Here is a 16216-nt window from a genome sequence, read left to right as displayed (position 1 = left end):
TGTTCAGTGCGGTTCGCTCAGTACCGGGTGACCGCCGTCGCCCCGCTCGCCGTCCCGATCGCGATGTGCGGTTTGCGCCGCGGATCGGCCCACTTGAGGATCCTCTTCATCGCCTCCCGGTGCACCGCCACACAACCGGCCGTCGCCCCACGCCCCTTCACATGAAGGAAGATCCCGGCTCCTCGCCCCTTCACCGGACGCTCGTAGTTGAAGTCGATGACGACTGCGTGCGCGTACAGGGCTCCGTACGAGATCAGGTGCTCCGACTCGGCGGCACGGCAGTCGCGCGCCAGCGGCTCGGTCCAGCGGTTGTAGGCACGGGAGTCGTTGTCCTGGCACCACCAGGAGTCCTGGTGGACACGACGGTACTCGTACGTCGTGCCGCGCGGCGCCGCTTCGGTGCCGAAGGCGTACGGCAGCCCGTACAGCCCCGTCGGCGTGGTGTTCGTGCCCTGCTTCCGCGAGGCCCCCTCGACGAGCCCTCTCGCGCCGAAGCGGGCCGGCGCCGAACCGGCCTTCACCCACTGCCCGTCCACCCGGTCCCACCAGGTGACCGTCCCCGACGTCGAACCGGACGTGGGTGCCACCGCGGTGATCAGCTGGGTACCGCCCCCGGTGTCGGCCATGCGCCCGGGCAGGGGACGTGGCGTCCCGTCTCCCGGCACGGCACCGAGGACGAGGAGGGACGCGGACGCGAGGGCGACGACACCGGGGCGCATGGCTCAGACGCTAGACGGGGGCAGCGGCAACGGCAGCCCGGGTAGGCCATCCAGGCTGGTCGCGATGTGCTCCTTCTTGGCGAAGTACGCGCTCAGCGAGTCGTCGTCCTCGCGCGCGAACCGCTTGCCGTGCAGGTCGCGGTCCTCGTCGTACGTCATCAGCGGCACCGCGTAGCCGCAGGAGTCCCGGACGAGTTCGGCCCGTACCACGATGATCGCGCGCAGGCCGTGCAGGGACGGGTCGATGCCGGGGAAGTGGCCGAGCAGTTCCTTGAACCGCGGGTCGTCCCGGAGGACGGCCTCACCGCGGCCGTGCACACGGACGATGTTGGGCGGGCCCTGGAAGGCGCACCACATGAGGGTGATCCGGCCGTTCTCCCGCAGATGAGCGATGGTCTCGGCGTTGGACCCGGCGAAGTCGAGGTAGGCCAGGGTGAGTTCGTCGAGGATCGCGAAGGAGCCCTTGAGGCCCTTGGGCGAGAGGTTGACCGTCCCGTCGGCGGACAGGGGAGCGGTCGCGGTGAAGAAGAGCGGCTGCTCTTCGATGAACGTGCGGAGTCTGCCGTCTATGCGTTCATAAGTCTTTCCCACGTCATGAGTATGGTCGTGGATCGTTCGACTGTCTAAGGAATTGCGAGGTCCGGTTGCCGGCACCGCGGTCTGCCCGCGACCGCCACGGCCGCCCCGGCCGGCGTGCCAACGGGGCGGCCATGGCTGCCTGTCACGTCACTTGACGAGCGTGCAGGCGGCCAGGGAGTTCAGTCCCTGGGGCTTGGCGGCGGTGCGGCCGATCGAGATGGCGATGCGGTCGATCGCGGCCGCGCGCTTGTCCTTGAGCGGGCCCAGGATGGCGTTGTTGACGAAGTTGGGGCCGCCCTGGCCGACGGTGTTGACCAGGCGCGTGTTGGCCTCCTGGATCTGGGTGTTGAGCAGCGCGAGGTTGCGGTCGACCTCGGCCCGGGCGGAGGCCGGGACCGCGGGCAGCTTCGACCGCACGTCGGGGCAGCTGATCCTGCCGGCCGCGTTGGCGTTGCCGGCATTGCCCGCATTCCCCTTGTTCCCGCCGGCCTGCTGCGAGGGAGTGGTCGCCTTCGGGGTGGGCGTGGCCTTGGCGCCGCCGCCCGCGTTGGTCCCGGCGGCGTTGAGGGTGCACGGTGCCAGCGCGTCCAGTCCCTGCGGCTTGGCCGCGGTGCGTCCGATCGCCGTTGCGATGCGGTTGACCGTGGCCACACGCTTGTCCTTGAGCGGGCCCAGGATGGCGTTGTTGACGAAGTTGGGGCCGCCCTGGCCCACCGTGTCGACGAGGCGCTTGTTGGCCTCCTGGATCTGGGTGTTCAGGAGCGCGAGGTTGCGATCGACCTCGGCCTTGGCGGAGGCCGGGACCGCGGGCAGCTTCGACCTGACGTCCGGGCAGGTGATCGTGCCCGGGCTCGCCAGGGTGCGGGCGCCGGTCGCGCTGCTCTTGGACGTCTCCCCCGCGAGGGCGAAGCCGGCGATCACCGTGCCGGACAGTGCCACCGCGGCAGCGCCGCCGATGAACGTGACGCGACGCTTGTTGTACTTCGGAAGAGCCCTGGACATGCGGATGCCTCACTCGGGTCAGGTGGTCGTTGTCGACAAACGCGGCGCCTGCGTTCGGCGAGAGATACGGGAAAGCGGTTTCCCGCGTTCAAAGGGCGCTGCGGATTTTCCGCGGCCGTGGACCCGGATTGACGAATCATGCAGAGCTCTGCATACTCATGCATGTCACTGTGTGGTGGGTTCGCACTAGCCTGACGACCGCCTCCCCGTTCACGCCACGGGGAGGCGGTGCCACACCCAGACCTCCCGAGGAGCACAGCAAGTGAGCAGCAACAGCGGTGACGTACGGCTCTGGGGCGGCCGTTTCGCCGACGGTCCCGCCGAGGCCCTGGCCAAGCTGTCCGCGTCCGTCCACTTCGACTGGCGGCTGGCGCCGTACGACATCGCCGGTTCGCGTGCCCACGCGCGCGTGCTGCACAAGGCGGGGCTCCTCACCGAGGACGAGCTGACCCGGATGATCGCCGGGCTCGACCAGCTGGAAGCGGACGTGGCCGACGGTTCCTTCACCGGCACCATCGCCGACGAGGACGTCCACACCGCCCTGGAGCGCGGCCTGCTGGAGCGCCTCGGCCCGGACCTCGGCGGCAAGCTGCGCGCGGGCCGCTCCCGCAACGACCAGGTCGCGACCCTCTTCCGCATGTACCTGCGCGACCACGCCCGCGTCATCGGCGGCCTGATCGCCGAGCTCCAGGACGCGCTGATCGGCCTGGCCGAGGCGCACCCGGACGTCGCGATGCCCGGCCGCACCCACCTCCAGCACGCTCAGCCGGTCCTGTTCGCCCACCACGTCCTGGCGCACGTCCAGTCGCTGTCCCGGGACGCCGAACGCCTGCGCCAGTGGGACGAGCGGACCGCGGTCTCCCCGTACGGCTCGGGCGCCCTGGCGGGTTCCTCCCTCGGCCTGGACCCGGAGGCGGTGGCGAAGGACCTCGGCTTCGAGCACGGGTCCGCCGCCAACTCCATCGACGGCACGGCCTCCCGTGACTTCGTCGCCGAGTTCGCCTTCATCACCGCGATGATCGGCGTGAACCTCTCCCGGATCGCCGAGGAGGTCATCATCTGGAACACGAAGGAGTTCTCCTTCGTGACCCTGCACGACGCCTTCTCCACGGGCTCGTCGATCATGCCGCAGAAGAAGAACCCGGACATCGCGGAGCTGGCGCGCGGAAAGAGCGGCCGCCTGATCGGCAACCTGACCGGCCTCATGGCGACCCTCAAAGCCCTGCCCCTCGCCTACAACCGCGACCTCCAGGAGGACAAGGAGCCGGTCTTCGACTCCATCGACCAGCTGGAGATCCTCCTCCCCGCCTTCACCGGCATGATGGCGACCCTCACCGTCCACCGCGAGCGCATGGAGGAGCTGGCCCCGGCCGGCTTCTCCCTCGCCACCGACATCGCCGAGTGGCTGGTCAAGCAGGGCGTCCCCTTCCGGGTCGCGCACGAGGTCGCCGGCGAGTGCGTCAAGGTCGCCGAGGCCGAGGGCAAGGAGCTGGACGAGCTGACGGACGAGCAGTTCGCGAAGATCTCCACCCACCTCACCCCGGAGGTCCGCTCCGTCCTCAACGTCCCCGGCGCCCTGGCCTCCCGCAACGGCCGTGGCGGTACGGCGCCCAGCGCGGTCGCCGTCCAGCTGGCCGAGGTGAAGGCGGACCTCGCCGCCCAGCGGGCGTGGGCAACGGCCAAGCAAGGCTGACTCCTTCTCCTGCTCCGAAGGGCCCGGACCTCCGTCCGGGCCCTTTGTGCTGCCCGGCCGGCTCGGTAACGGTAAGAAATCGGCCACTGGCCGAAACCTTGACGTACGCCTACTCGGAGGTAACCATTCCGGTTACCCGGTCGGCATTGCCGAACACCGGTTGGATCACAGCCGAGCATGAAAGGGACGTCATGCGCGAAAGACGTACAAGGCGAACTGTCCGCCGCTTCCGCCTCCTTGCTGTGGCAGCCGTCGCCGCGCTCTGCGCCCTCGGCCTCACACCCTCCGCGGACGCCGCCGACACTCCGCCACCCGACGCCAACAACTGGTCCTGCAAGCCGGATTCGGCCCACCCTCAGCCCGTGGTCCTGGTGAACGGCACCTTCAAGACCTCGTACGAGAACTGGCTGACCCTCTCGCCCGCCCTCGCGGACGCCGGTTACTGCGTCTTCTCCTTCGAGTACGGCGGCCTGGAGACGGCCCCGATCCCGGACTCGGCGGCCGAGCTGCGCGACTTCGTGGGCGCCGTGCTCGGTGCGACCGGCGCCAAGAAGGTCGACATCGTCGGCCACAGCCAGGGCGGCATGATGCCCCGCTACTACGTCAAGTTCCTGGGCGGCGCGACCAAGGTCGACGACCTCGTCGGCATCGTGCCCTCCAACCACGGCACCACCAACCCGCTCGCCCTCGTGGCCGGTGCCACCGCCTGCCCCTCCTGCGTCGACCAGACCGCCGGCTCCGACTTCCTCCAGAAGCTCAACTCCGACCCCGAGACCCCGGTCGGTCCCGACTACACGGCGATCGCCACCAAGTACGACGAGGTCGTGCTGCCGTACACCAGCTCCTTCCTCAGTGGGCCCGCCTCCTACGTCACCAACGTCCTGCTCCAGGACCGCTGCCCGCTCGACCTCACCGAGCACGACCAGGCGCCCAAGTCCCCGCTGGTGCAGCAGTGGGTACTCAACGCCCTCGAGCGGAGCGGTCCCGCCGACCCGGCCTTCGGCCCGCGCTGCGTCAGCGCGGGGTGAGCCGCGGCGCCGCGGCGTCCGCCCGGGCCCAGACGCCGCGGGGCAGGCGGGACTCTGCGGACACGGCCCGGGGGGACCGGCGTCGGTAGATTGGTGCGGGTCACCCGTCCGCCGAACGTGCCCGGAGACCGCCATGCCGTTCAGTCGTCTGGCCGCCGCGACCACCCCCACCGCACATCTGGGACTCGGCCTGGCCGCCGTGGGCCGCCCGGGCTACATCAACCTCGGCCGGGAGGACGACCTCCCGGCCGAGCGCACCGTGGACGCCCTGCGCGAGCGCACCCACGAACTCCTCGACGCCGCCTACGCCCAAGGCGTCCGCTACTTCGACGCCGCGCGCTCCTACGGCCGTTCGGAGGAGTTCCTCGCCGACTGGCTGAACGCGCGCCCCGAGATCGACGACATCGTCGTCGGCAGCAAGTGGGGCTACACCTATACCGCCGGCTGGACGACCGACGCCGAGAAGCACGAGGTCAAGGACCACGGCCTCGAGACCTACGAGCGTCAGCGCGCCGAGACCGACGCCCTGCTCGGCGACCGGCTCGACCTCTACCAGATCCACTCGGTGACCCCGGACAGCCCCGCCCTCACCGACAAGGACCTCCATGCGCGGCTCGCCGAAGCCGCGGCCCAGAGCCTCACCATCGGCTTCTCCACCAGCGGCCCCGCCCAGGCCGACGCGATCCGCGCCGCCCTCGCCGTGACCGTCGACGGCGAGCCCCTCTTCCGTACCGTCCAGTCGACGTACAACGCCCTGGAGACCTCGGCCGGCCCCGCCCTCGCCGAGGCCCACGACGCCGGGCTCACCGTGATCGTCAAGGAGGGCATGGCCAACGGACGGCTGGCGGGCCCGTACGCGCCGGACGCGTTGAAGGCCGTGGCCGAAGAAACGTCTCTGGGGTGCGACGCGGTCGCCCTCGCGCTGATCCTCCGACAGCCGTGGGCCGGCGTGGTCCTCTCCGGCGCCGCGACGACCGTGCAGCTCGCGTCCAACCTGCACGCGGCGGTCGTGGATCTCGACGAGGGCCAGCTGGAACGCCTCGCCGGACTCGTGGAGGAACCGGCCGCGTACTGGGAGCGGCGCGGTCAGTTGCCCTGGCACTGAGGAACCACCGCCGCCGCCGTCTGTGAGACGCGTGCGCCTTGGATGAGACATTGATGTCTCACGTGCGTTATGGTTGTCTCATGGCCGTCGACCGTGACCACGTACTCCGCAGTGCCGCCGCCCTGCTCACCCGCAAATCCACAGCCACCATGGACGAGGTCGCCAAGGCGGCCGGGATCAGCCGCGCCACCCTGCACCGGCACTTCGCCGGGCGCGACGCACTCGTCCGCGCGCTGGAGGCGCTCGGTATCGCGGAGTGCGAGGCCGCCCTGGACGCGGCTCGCCTGGACGAAGGCCCGGCCGGTGATGCCGTACGCAGGCTCGTGCGCGCGATCGAGTCCGCGGCCGGACTGCTCGCCTTCCTCTACACCGAGAACCAGCTGTTCGAGGGCGAGGAGCAGAACGAGGGATGGGCCCGGGTGGACGCCCGGATCTCCGCCCTCTTCCGGCGCGGCCAGGAGAACGGCGAGTTCCGTATCGACCTCACGCCCGCCTGGCTCACCGAAGCGCTCTACGGCCTGCTGGCCTCCGGCGCCTGGGTCGTGCAGAGCGGCAAGGTCGCCCCCAAGGACTTCCACCACATGATCGTCGAGCTGTTGCTCGGCGGCGCGCTCAGAAGAGAGGAATCATGACCAGCACCCTGCAGCCGGCAGCCACGACGGAGGCGGTGAAGCGCCCGGGCCGCTGGCTCGCGCTGTCCGTCCTCGTGCTCGCCGTGCTGCTGGTGGCCGTCGACGCGACCGTCCTCGGCCTCGCGACCCCCTACATCAGCGAGGACCTGAGGCCGACCGGCACCCAGCTCCTGTGGATCGGCGACGTCTACTCCTTCGTCATCGCCGGACTGCTGGTGTCGATGGGCAGCCTCGGCGACCGCATCGGCCGCAAGCGGATCCTGCTCGCCGGCGCCACGGCGTTCGGCGCGATATCCGTGCTCAACGCCTACGCGACGACCCCGGAACTGATGATCCTGGCCCGGGCGTTGCTCGGCGTCGCGGGCGCCACCCTGATGCCGGCGACCCTCGCCCTGATCCGCAACCTCTTCCACGACACGCGCGAACGCAGCCTCGCCGTCGGCATCTGGGGCGCCACCGCCTCCGCCGGTACGGCCGTCGGCCCGATCGTCGGCGGCTTCCTGCTCGAACACTTCTGGTGGGGTTCGGTCTTCCTGATCAACCTGCCCGTGATGGCGGTCCTGGTCCTCGTCGGCATCAAGCAGCTGCCCGAATCGCGAAACCCGAATCCCGGTCCCTGGGACGTGATCAGCGTCGCGCTGTCGCTCATCGGCATGGTCGGCATCGTGTACGCCGTCAAGGAGGCCGCCGCGCACGGCCTCACGGGGGCCACGCTCGCCGCGGGCCTGCTCGGTGCGGCCGCGCTGTACGGCTTCGTACGCCGCCAGCTGACCCTTCCGACCCCGCTGCTGGACATGCGGCTGTTCCGCAACCGTGGTTTCAGCGGCGCGGTCCTGGCCGACCTGCTGACCATCCTCGGCCTGTCCGGCCTGGTGTTCTTCCTCTCCCAGTTCCTGCAACTCGTGCAGGGCAGGAGCCCGCTGGAGGCGGGCCTGGCCGAACTGCCCGCAGCGATCGGCGCGGTGGTGGCCGGCCTGATCGCCGGCCGTGCGGCCCGCCGCTTCTCGGTACGGGCCGTAGTCTCGGGCGGCCTCGCGGCCATCGGCCTCGCCCTGGCCGTGCTCACGGTGATCGACCGCTCGACGGGCTACCCCCTGCTCGGGGCCGCCCTGCTGGTGGTCGGCGTCGGCGCGGGCTTCTCCTTCACGGTGACGTCCGACGTGATCCTCGGCTCCGTACCGAAGGAGCAGGCGGGCGCGGCGTCGGCGGTGTCGGAGACGGCGTACGAGCTGGGGGCGGCCCTCGGCATCGCGGTGCTCGGCTCGATCGTGACGGGCGTCTACCGCAACTTCACGGGCCCGGCGGGCACTCCGGCCGAGGCCCACGAGTCACTGGGCGGTGCGGTGGAGGCGGCGGAAGGTCTGCCTGCGCAGACGTCCGAGGCCCTGCTGGAGGCGGCCCGGCAGTCCTTCGTGGACGGCTTGGCGCTGGCGTCCGGAGTGGGTGCGGCGGTCTTGCTCACTGCGGCAGCGGCAGCATGGTTCCTGCTCCGTGGCCAACGGCTGGACAGCGCCGCTTAGGGGCGCGGGGCTGTATCGATATGCGGCTCCGCCGCGTGGGCGCGACAAGCCACGACGGACCCGCAGCCGCCGTACCCGAGAACCCAAACGGCGCTACGCGGCTTCCTTGGCCTTGCTCGCGTACATGTCCACGTACTCCTGCCCGGACAGCCGCATGACCTCAGCCATCACAGAGTCGGTGACGGCCCGCAGCACGTACCGATCCCGATCCATTCCCTCGTACCGGGAGAACTCCATGGCCTCCCCGAACCGCACCGTCACCTTCCGAGGCCGAGGCATCCCCGCCCCACCCGGCTGAATCTTGTCCGTGCCGATCATGGCGAACGGAACCACCGGCGCACCGGTCATCAGCGTCAACCGCGCGATACCGGTGCGCCCCCGGTACAGCCGCCCGTCGGGCGACCGCGTGCCCTCGGGGTAGATGCCGAAGACCTTGCCCTCCTCCAGGATCCGGCGCCCGGTCATCAGCGCCGCGACCCCGCCCCGGCCGCCGTCCCGGTCGACCGGGATCATGCCGGTGCCCGTGAAGAACCAGGCCATCAGCCGGCCCTTGAAGCCCTTGCCGGTGACGTACTCGTCCTTGCCGATGAAGAAGACCTGACGGTCGCAGACCAGCGGCAGGATCATCGAGTCGATGAACGTGAGGTGGTTGCCGGCCAGGATGACCGGGCCGTCGCCCGGGATGTGCTCCGCGCCCTCCACCTGTGGGCGGAACATCAGGCGCATGATCGGTCCGAGCACTGCCTTGATGAGCGCGAAGCGGGACAACGGGCCCTCCGGTGTCAAGGGATTCGGTATGAGTCTGTGCAGGTGAGGACGATACTCGCGGTTCCCGGGATCCCGCACATCGGGAGGGCCGACTTCACCGACGCCTTACGCACTGTTGACGCAGGTTTACCTGCGGTGGCGTGCCGTGGGCGCCGTGTAACGCGCCCGCCACGATGTGACGGACATCGCCCGGGAGCCGTAGTGGACGCGTTCCCCGCACCGCCGAACCCATACCGACGGGCCGTCACCTCAGCTTTCCCGTACGACATTCAGCGTCACCCGCGAGTTCCGCCGCAGGTCTCCCGTCCGTCATGTACACGCACCTACGATCGGCCCGCAGTGATGATGGAAACGGGCAGAGAGGGTGCTCATGGGAACCCAGGAGAACGAGCAGTCGGGCGTCACCGGACGGCGCATGCTTCTCGGCGCGGCCGTGCTCGGCGCGGGCGGAGCGGTCCTCGGGCTGTCCGGTACGGCGAAGGCCGCCGAGGCCCGGAAGGGAGGCGGCGTGAAGAGCCTGCCCAGGCCGACCGTCATCGGCCACCGCGGCGCCAGCGGCTACCGGCCCGAGCACACCCTCGGCTCCTACCAGCTGGCTCTCGACATGGGCGCCGACATCGTCGAGGCGGGCGACCTGGTGCCGACCAAGGACGGCCACCTCGTCTGCCGGCACGAGCCGGAGATCGGCGGCACGACCGATGTCGCGGACCATCCCGAGTTCGCCGACCGCAAGAAGACGAAGCTCCTCGACGGCGTCTCCACCACCGGCTGGTTCACCGAGGACTTCACGCTCGCCGAGCTGAAGACCCTGCGCGCGACCGAGCGCATCCCGGCCAACCGCCCGCACAACACCCTCTACAACGGGCGCTGGGAGATCCCCACCTTCGAAGAGGTCCTGAAGTGGCAGGACGAGCAGACCCGTGAGCGGGGCGAGCAGGTCTGGATCTACCCCGAGCTCAAGCACCCCACCTACTTCCGCAAGCAGGGCCTCGCCCTGGAGGAGCGGGTCGCCAAGGTGCTGCACAAGTACGGCAAGGACCGGCGGAACTCGCCCGTCATCATCCAGTCCTTCGAGCCGACCAGCATCCAGCGCCTGAACAAACTCGTCGACAACCCGCTCGTGGTCCTGCTCTCCGGCCCGGCCACCCGCCCCTGGGACTTCGTCGAGACCGGCGACCCGCGCACCGTCGCCGACCTGATCAAGCCGGCCGGCCTGCGCGAGATCGCCTCCTACGCCCAGGGCATCGGCCCCACCCTGGACCTGATCATCCCGAAGGACGCGAACGGCAACCTCACCACCCCCACCACGCTGGTGAGCGACGCGCACAAGGTCGGCCTGATCCTGCACCCCTGGACCATGCGCAACGAGAACCCCTTCCTCCCCGCGGACTTCCGCAAGGGCACCGACGCGGACGCCTACGGCGATGTCTTCGGCGCCTACAAGACGTACTTCGCGACCGGCATCGACGGTGTCTTCACCGACAACCCGGACACGGGTGTGCTGGCGCGCGAGGACTTCGTCAACAGCTGAGACCCGTGCCCCGTTCGGGGTGACTGCCGGCCGCCCGGGCAACCCTGTGCCCGGGCGGCCGCGTCGTCCCGCATATGACGGACGACCTGGTTGCCGCCCTGCGCCCCCTGCTCACAGCCGAGGCCTCCGCCGAAGCGCACGCCTGCGGAGCGGAGGCCGGCGACCTGGAACAAGCGGTCTGGCTCCGGCTCCTGGAACGCCTCGACTCGGACGGCCCGCCCGCGGACCCGCCGGGCTGGCTGCGCAGGGCCGTCCGCTCCGAGGCGCGCCGCAGCCGCCGTACGACACGGCGCGAACGGCCGTACGAGAACGAGCCGGCGGACGACGGCGTGCACGGTCCCGAAGACCTCGCCCTCGCGGCCGCGCGCCACCGAGCCCTGCGGGATGCGGTACGCCGCCTGCCGGGCCGCTGCCCCCGCCTCGTGGAGGCGCTGCTCTCCCCGAACGACCTGACATACCGGGAAATCGCGGGGGAGTTGGGTATCTCACAGGGCAGTCTCGGCCCGGAACGTTCCAGATGCCTGGGATGTCTGCGTCGATTGCTCACACCGGAGGTTGCGGCCCGCAGTGCGCGGGGATAGGAGTGAGGAACGACAGGTGATCAGGTGAGCGGGAGGCGTGCGCACATGGGCATGAGCGTGACCATCTCGGCGGCGACCGAGCAGGACGCGGAGCAGATCTTCAGGCTGCAGTACCTGTGCTTCCAGAGCGAGGCGGCACTGTACGGCAACTACCGCATCGACCCGCTCGTCCAAACCCTGGACTCGGTCCGCGCGGAGGTCGCCGCGGACTGCGTCTTCGTGGCGCGGCTCGGCGAGGAGGTCGTCGGCTCGGTCCGCGGCAGCGTCACGCCGGACGGCGCCGCCGCCATCGGCAAGCTCTGCGTCCACCCCCGCCTCCAGGGCCACGGCATCGGCGCGAGGCTCCTGCGCGCCGCCGAAGCCGCCCTGGTGGAACAGCGGGGCGCCACCAAGTTCCGCCTCTTCACGGGCCACCGCAGCGAGGGCAACCTGCGGCTGTACCGCAAGGTGGGCTACGAGGCGGTGGGCACGTCGAAGGGCGCGGACGGCGTACCGATGATCGTGCTGGAGAAGCAGGCGGGGGCGTACGTCGCCACTGCTTGAGCCTCTTACCGGGTGCGTGCCTTGCGGAGCCAGTACAGGGCCGACAGGGGCAGCAGTACGGGGATGAAGAGGTACCCCATGCCGTAGTCGGACCAGACCGTTGCGTCAGGGAACGCCGATGGCTCCGCCAAGGTCCAGGTGCCGACAATCAGAACACCCGCGAGTTCGGCGGCGCAGCACAGCAGCGCCGCCTTGCGGGCTTTCTCGCCGCCGCGCACCAGCGTGTACGTGATGAACCCGTAGACGACACCCGCCACCGCCGACAGCGAATAGGCCAGCGGGGCCCGGTCGAACTCCGTCGCGATCTGGTACGCCGAGCGCGACACCGCCCCGACCACCATCACGCCGTACAGCCACACCAGCAGCATCCCGGGCCCGCTGATCAACCGCGTCCCGGTCGGCTTCTCCTCGGTCACGGCCACCTCAGCCTCCCCAGATGTCATAGAGCCGCACCTGCAGCACGGCCAGCACCACACCGCCCGCGGCGACCGTCACCGAACCCCACTTGGACCGCTCGGCCAGCGACATGAACCCGGCGGCCGGAACGCACGCGAACGCGCCCAGCAGATACGCCACGAAGATCGTCGTGCCCTGCTCGGGCTTCTCGCCCCGCGCCAGCTGCACGATCCCGACCACCAGCTGCACCAGGGCCAGCACCGTCACCACGGCCATGCCGATGAAGTGCCAGTCCTTCGTCGGCTGGTCACGGTAGGCGGCCCAGCCGCACCACGCGGCGAGCAGCAGCGCGGCGACACCGGTCACCAGCGTCAGGGCATCAAACATGCGGCGAGCCTATTACGGGCCAAAAGGGCTGGTGCGGCCGCCCCCGACGGGCACCTTAGGGTCGAGGGCATGAAGATCCGCGCACAAGCCCTCCTGTTCGACAACGACGGCACCCTCGTCTCCTCCCTCGCCTCCGTGGACCGCTGCTGGGCGCGATGGGCCGAGGAGTACGGCGTCACGGAGGAGTTCGCACGGGTCGAGCTGCACGGACGCCCGGCCGTCGAGATAGTCGCCGAGCTGCTGCCCGCCGACGTCGTGCCGCAGGCCCTCGCGCGGATCGAGACGCTGGAGGTGGAGGACGTACCGAACGGGGGTGTGCGCCTGCTGCCCGGCACGAGGGCGTTCCTCGACGCGCTGCCGGCCGACCGCTGGGCCGTCGTCACCTCCGCCACCCGCCGACTGGCCGAGGCCCGGCTCGACGCCGTCGGCATCCTCCCCAAGACGATGGTCACCGCCGACGACATCACCCGAGGCAAGCCCGACCCCGAGCCCTACCTCCTCGCCGCCCGCGAAGTGGGCGTCGACCCGGCCCACTGCGTCGTCTTCGAGGACGCCCCGGCGGGGCTGGCGGCCGGTCGGGCGGCCGGGATGACCACCGTGGCGTTGACCACAACCCATCAGGCCCACGAACTCGACGCCGACCTCGTCGTGCGGGACCTGTCGGCCCTGTCCGCGCTGGTCATCGACGGGGCCGTGGAGATCTCCGTCCGCGGCTGAGGACTGTCCGCCGACTGTCCACCACTGTCCAGTATGCGGACAGCGGCGGCAGGTAAGGACCGTACGTCTGGTTTACTGATCGCATGACCACGACGAGCTGCCGCACTGCTGCGACCGAGGCGACCATGACGCCCGGTGCTCGTTGTATGTGTCGAATGTGCGCCTTCTAGAGGGCCCCTGCACCACTTTCTGAGCCTCGCGCCCCGAAGCGAGCTGCCCGGCATGTCCGTGCGCCGTACGTCCTGAGCCGTACGTGACCACGCTGCCCCGCGCACATCTTCCCTTCCGTACCAGGGCACAGCCATGCCCGCGTACTCGACAGTGACGGAATCCCAGTGATCACCACATCGGGCCTGACCAAGGTCTACCGCAGCCGCGGCCGCGAGGTCACCGCCCTCGACGGCGTCGATCTGCACGTCCGCGAAGGCGAGGTGTACGGCGTCATCGGCCAGTCCGGCGCCGGCAAGTCCTCGCTCATCCGCTGCATCAACCTGCTGGAGCGCCCCACGTCCGGGACGGTGACCGTCGCCGGGCAGGACCTCACCGCCCTCGCCGGCCGCGGACCCCGGGCCGGCAAGGAGCTCCGGCGGGCGCGCAGCCGTATCGGCATGGTCTTCCAGCACTTCAACCTGCTGTCCTCGCGGACGGTCCAGGACAACGTCGAGCTGCCGCTGGAGATCCTCGGCAAGTCCGGCAAGGAGCGGTCGCGCAAGGCGCTGGAGCTGCTCGACCTGGTCGGACTGGCAGACAAGGCCAAGGCCTACCCGGCCCAGCTCTCCGGCGGTCAGAAGCAGCGCGTCGGCATCGCCCGCGCCCTGGCCGGCGACCCCAAGGTGCTGCTCTCCGACGAGGCCACCAGCGCCCTCGACCCGGACACCACCCGCTCCATCCTCCAGCTGCTGCGCGACCTCAACCGGCAGCTGGGCCTGACCGTTCTGCTCATCACGCACGAGATGGACGTCGTGAAGTCCATCTGCGACTCGGCCGCGCTCATGGCGAACGGCCGCGTCGTGGAGTCCGGCACGGTCAGCGAACTGCTCGCGACGCCCGGCTCCGAACTGGCCTCCGCGCTCTTCCCGGTGGGCGGTGAGGCCTCCGCCGACGACCGCACCGTCGTCGACGTGACCTTCCAGGGAGAGGCCGCCACCCAGCCGGTCATCTCCCAGCTCTCGCGCACCTACAACATCGACATCTCGATCCTCGGCGCCGCCATCGACACCGTCGGCGGCCTCCAGGTCGGCCGCATGCGCATCGAGCTGCCCGGGCGCTACGAGGACAACGTCGTACCGATCGGCTTCCTGCGCGAACAGGGCCTGCAGATCGACGTACTGGGCCAGGAGCCCGTTCTGCTGAAGGAAGGTGCCCAGCTGTGACCTGGTCCGAGATGCAGCCCCTGCTGGAGCAGGCGTGTTGGGACACCCTCTACATGGTCGGCTGGTCCACCCTCATCGCCGTCGTCGGCGGCCTCCCGCTCGGCATCCTCCTCGTCCTCACCGACAAGGGCGGCCTGCTCCAGAACGTCCTCGCCAACAAGGTCATCGGGCAGATCGTGAACGTCGCCCGGTCGATGCCGTTCATCATCCTGATGGTCGCGCTGATGAGCTTCACGCGCTGGGTCACCGGGACGACGATCGGCCGTGAGGCCGCCATCGTGCCGCTCGCCATCGGCGCCATCCCGTTCTTCGCGCGCCTCGTCGAGACGGCTGTCCGCGAAGTGGACGGTGGGCTCGTGGAGGCCGTGCAGTCGATGGGCGGCAACACCTGGACGGTCGTACGCAAGGTCCTCGTACCCGAGTCCCTGCCGTCCCTCATCGCCGGCACCACGACCACGATCGTCGCCCTCATCGGCTACTCGGCCATGGCCGGCACCGTCGGCGCCGGCGGCCTCGGCGACATCGCCATCCGCTACGGCTACCAGCGCTTCGAGACCGAACTGATGTGGCTGACCGTCGCGATCCTCGCCGTCGTGATCTCCCTCATCCAATTCGCCGGCGACTACGCGGCGCGGTCCCTGCACCGGCGGGACGGGCGCTCGGGCCCGGCGCCGAAGCTCCGGCTGCTGAAGGCGTCCACGGCCACCAGCAAGACCGTCTGAACCATCCCGGACGGACACCAGAACTCCCCGCAGACTCATGTCGGGGTCGCACCACCCATAGGAAAGGCACTTTTCGTGCGTAACACCGCCAAGATCACCACTGCCGTCCTCGCCGCCGGAGCCCTCACCCTCGGGCTCTCCGCCTGCGGCTCGGACAAGGACTCCGCCGCGGCCGACGCGAACGCCCCGCTGACCGTCGCCGCCACGCCGACCCCGCAGGGCGAGATCCTCACCTACATCAAGGACCACCTCGCGAAGAAGGCCGGCCTCGAGCTCGAGGTCAGGGAGTTCACCGACTACGTGACGCCGAACACGGCCGTCCAGCAGGGTGAGGTCGACGCCAACTACTTCCAGCACCAGCCGTACCTGGACGACTTCAACAAGAAGAACGGCACCGACATCGTCGCCGTCCCGAACGCCACGGTGCACCTGGAGCCGCTCGGCGTGTACTCCCAGGGCGTCAAGAAGCTCACGGACCTCAAGAAGGGTGCCACGGTCGCCCTGCCGAACGACACCACCAACGAGGCCCGCGCGCTGAAGCTGCTGGAGGCCAACGGTGTGATCAAGCTGAAGGCGGGCGTCGGCTACGAAGCGACGCCGAAGGACATCGCCGCCAATCCGAAGAACATCGAGTTCAAGGAGCTCGAGGCGGCCCAGCTGCCGCGCTCCCTCGGCGACGTCGACGCCGCCGTCATCAACGGCAACTACGCGCTGGAGGCCGACCTCAGCCCGGCCGAGAACGCCATCGCCGCCGAGTCGCCCAAGGACAACCCGTACGGCAACTTCCTCGCCGTGAAGAAGGGCAACGAGGACGACCCGCGCGTGCAGAAGCTGGCGAAGCTGCTCACCTCGCCCGAGGTGAAGAAGTTCATCGAGGACAAGTACGACGGCGCCGTCGTCGCGGCGTTCTGACGGGCCGC

Annotated in this window: 18 protein-coding genes; 12 read left to right on the top strand and 6 right to left on the bottom strand. The window is 69.9% G+C overall.

The genetic code is table 11. From position 1 onward, the window contains the following. Nucleotides 1-17: 17 nt before the first annotated feature. From ACIBU0_RS38155 to ACIBU0_RS38145, 3 genes are all read right to left on the bottom strand, one after another. Nucleotides 18-719 carry a L,D-transpeptidase gene (locus ACIBU0_RS38155; RefSeq protein WP_398827904.1) on the bottom strand — a complete coding sequence of 234 codons (702 nt, stop codon included), beginning with the start codon at nt 717-719 and terminating at the stop codon, nt 18-20. Nucleotides 720-722: 3 nt separating this feature from the next. After that, nucleotides 723-1310, bottom strand: a complete 588-nt coding sequence (locus tag ACIBU0_RS38150) for a pyridoxamine 5'-phosphate oxidase family protein (protein WP_398827902.1) — start codon at nt 1308-1310, stop codon at nt 723-725. A 135-nt stretch (nt 1311-1445) separates the two neighbouring features. Continuing rightward, entirely contained in the window at nt 1446-2300 is an 855-nt protein-coding gene (locus tag ACIBU0_RS38145; RefSeq protein ID WP_398827901.1) for a hypothetical protein, read from the bottom strand. A gap of 262 nt (nt 2301-2562) precedes the next feature. Here ACIBU0_RS38145 and argH point away from each other — a divergent pair, with 262 nt between their 5' ends. The 5 genes from argH to ACIBU0_RS38120 all read left to right on the top strand — a co-directional run bounded on the left by argH (nt 2563) and on the right by ACIBU0_RS38120 (nt 8278). Continuing rightward, the gene (gene argH, locus ACIBU0_RS38140; protein ID WP_398827899.1) at nt 2563-3993 is read left to right on the top strand and encodes an argininosuccinate lyase; all 1431 of its coding nucleotides are present in this window, start codon (nt 2563-2565) and stop codon (nt 3991-3993) included. Nucleotides 3994-4235: 242 nt separating this feature from the next. Continuing rightward, on the top strand, nt 4236-5021 hold the full coding sequence (locus ACIBU0_RS38135; RefSeq protein WP_398827897.1) for an alpha/beta fold hydrolase: 786 nt from the start codon (nt 4236-4238) through the stop codon (nt 5019-5021). A 133-nt stretch (nt 5022-5154) separates the two neighbouring features. Beyond that, nucleotides 5155-6126, top strand: coding sequence for an aldo/keto reductase (locus ACIBU0_RS38130; protein WP_398827895.1), 972 nt, complete (start codon nt 5155-5157; stop codon nt 6124-6126). An 80-nt stretch (nt 6127-6206) separates the two neighbouring features. Further along, the gene (locus ACIBU0_RS38125) at nt 6207-6758 is read left to right on the top strand and encodes a TetR/AcrR family transcriptional regulator (RefSeq protein WP_398827893.1); all 552 of its coding nucleotides are present in this window, start codon (nt 6207-6209) and stop codon (nt 6756-6758) included. Next, complete coding sequence (locus ACIBU0_RS38120) at nt 6755-8278, top strand: MFS transporter (RefSeq protein WP_398827892.1); 1524 nt, start codon at nt 6755-6757, stop codon at nt 8276-8278. The genes ACIBU0_RS38125 and ACIBU0_RS38120 overlap by 4 nt, the downstream gene beginning before the upstream one ends. Before the next feature lie 93 nt (nt 8279-8371). Here the strand turns inward: ACIBU0_RS38120 and ACIBU0_RS38115 are convergent, their stop codons facing one another. Continuing rightward, nucleotides 8372-9046, bottom strand: coding sequence for a lysophospholipid acyltransferase family protein (locus ACIBU0_RS38115; protein WP_398827890.1), 675 nt, complete (start codon nt 9044-9046; stop codon nt 8372-8374). Between the two features lie 370 nt (nt 9047-9416). Here ACIBU0_RS38115 and ACIBU0_RS38110 point away from each other — a divergent pair, with 370 nt between their 5' ends. From ACIBU0_RS38110 to ACIBU0_RS38100, 3 genes are all read left to right on the top strand, one after another. Continuing rightward, nucleotides 9417-10577, top strand: coding sequence for a glycerophosphodiester phosphodiesterase (locus ACIBU0_RS38110; protein ID WP_398827888.1), 1161 nt, complete (start codon nt 9417-9419; stop codon nt 10575-10577). A gap of 74 nt (nt 10578-10651) precedes the next feature. Continuing rightward, entirely contained in the window at nt 10652-11158 is a 507-nt protein-coding gene (locus ACIBU0_RS38105; protein WP_398827886.1) for a sigma-70 family RNA polymerase sigma factor, read from the top strand. 45 nt (nt 11159-11203) lie between these two features. After that, the gene (locus ACIBU0_RS38100) at nt 11204-11701 is read left to right on the top strand and encodes a GNAT family N-acetyltransferase (RefSeq protein WP_398828000.1); all 498 of its coding nucleotides are present in this window, start codon (nt 11204-11206) and stop codon (nt 11699-11701) included. Between the two features lie 5 nt (nt 11702-11706). Here ACIBU0_RS38100 and ACIBU0_RS38095 read toward each other — a convergent pair whose 3' ends face one another. Both ACIBU0_RS38095 and ACIBU0_RS38090 read right to left on the bottom strand, forming a co-directional pair. Continuing rightward, a complete protein-coding gene (locus ACIBU0_RS38095) occupies nt 11707-12123 on the bottom strand; it encodes a hypothetical protein (protein ID WP_398827884.1) in 417 nt (138 codons plus the stop codon). A 1-nt stretch (nt 12124) separates the two neighbouring features. Continuing rightward, nucleotides 12125-12484, bottom strand: coding sequence for a hypothetical protein (locus ACIBU0_RS38090; RefSeq protein WP_398827882.1), 360 nt, complete (start codon nt 12482-12484; stop codon nt 12125-12127). A 69-nt stretch (nt 12485-12553) separates the two neighbouring features. On the opposite strand from ACIBU0_RS38090, the gene ACIBU0_RS38085 reads away from it, so the two are divergent. The 4 genes from ACIBU0_RS38085 to ACIBU0_RS38070 all read left to right on the top strand — a co-directional run bounded on the left by ACIBU0_RS38085 (nt 12554) and on the right by ACIBU0_RS38070 (nt 16208). Then, complete coding sequence (locus ACIBU0_RS38085) at nt 12554-13201, top strand: HAD-IA family hydrolase (protein ID WP_398827880.1); 648 nt, start codon at nt 12554-12556, stop codon at nt 13199-13201. A 335-nt stretch (nt 13202-13536) separates the two neighbouring features. After that, a complete protein-coding gene (locus ACIBU0_RS38080) occupies nt 13537-14574 on the top strand; it encodes a methionine ABC transporter ATP-binding protein (protein ID WP_398827878.1) in 1038 nt (345 codons plus the stop codon). Then, nucleotides 14571-15296, top strand: a complete 726-nt coding sequence (locus ACIBU0_RS38075) for a methionine ABC transporter permease (RefSeq protein WP_398827876.1) — start codon at nt 14571-14573, stop codon at nt 15294-15296. Before ACIBU0_RS38080 ends, ACIBU0_RS38075 begins: the two co-directional genes overlap by 4 nt. 75 nt (nt 15297-15371) lie before the next feature. Then, entirely contained in the window at nt 15372-16208 is an 837-nt protein-coding gene (locus ACIBU0_RS38070) for a MetQ/NlpA family ABC transporter substrate-binding protein (RefSeq protein ID WP_398827874.1), read from the top strand. Nucleotides 16209-16216 lie beyond the last annotated feature (8 nt).

Origin of the sequence: Streptomyces sp. NPDC049627, from assembly GCF_044465645.1 — a bacterium.
In the GTDB taxonomy this organism is placed as follows: domain Bacteria; phylum Actinomycetota; class Actinomycetes; order Streptomycetales; family Streptomycetaceae; genus Streptomyces.
Note: the sequence above shows the minus strand (reverse complement) of the source record. Positions and strands in the feature narration are given on the sequence as shown.